Origin of the sequence: Streptomyces sp. BE303 (assembly GCF_036290945.1) — a bacterium.
GTDB lineage: Bacteria > Actinomycetota > Actinomycetes > Streptomycetales > Streptomycetaceae > Kitasatospora.
Genome location: NZ_JAQYWZ010000184.1, coordinates 1 through 517, shown reverse-complemented (window position 1 = coordinate 517; position 517 = coordinate 1). Strand labels below are relative to the sequence as shown.

Genomic DNA, 517 nt, shown 5'->3' with positions numbered 1-517 from the left:
GGCGCTCACCCGGGCCGCCGCCGCGCGGGCGACCGCCGCCGTCTCCGCCTGCGTCCGGTAGGGGGTGTCGGTGACGGCCACGGCCGACTTCCCGACCCGGGCGGCCGTCCCGGGAGCGAGCCCCGGCACCACGGTGTCGCAGACCACGGGCGACACGGGCGTGTCCGTCCGTACCAAGGAGACCGGCGACGACCAGCAGCAGCGGATCCGGGAGGCACTGACCGCCGTCACCGGGGAGGTGTCGGTGGAACGCGACGACCTGGTCGTCAAGTGCATCCGGGAGCTCGTGCGCCGGAACCCGACCCTGCCCGTCGAGCGCATCGCCGAGGTCGCCGTCGCGGCCACCACGCAGACCGGCGACCAGGGTCTGACGATCGGCCGCACCGCCGCGCTGGGTCACGTCTGGCAGTGGGGGGTCCTGGCCGGGGCGCTGCTCTGGCTGGTCGCGGCCCGGCGCGGCGTGGTGCTCACCCTGCTGGCCGCCGGAGCGGCCGGGGTGCTGGCGGCGGTCGCCGAT

1 pseudogene is annotated in these 517 nt (G+C 76.8%); it reads left to right on the top strand.

Annotated features, from left to right (window positions below):
* Nucleotides 1–205: 205 nt before the first annotated feature.
* Nucleotides 206–517, top strand: a pseudogene (locus tag PUR56_RS43195) (hypothetical protein); the annotation flags it as partial.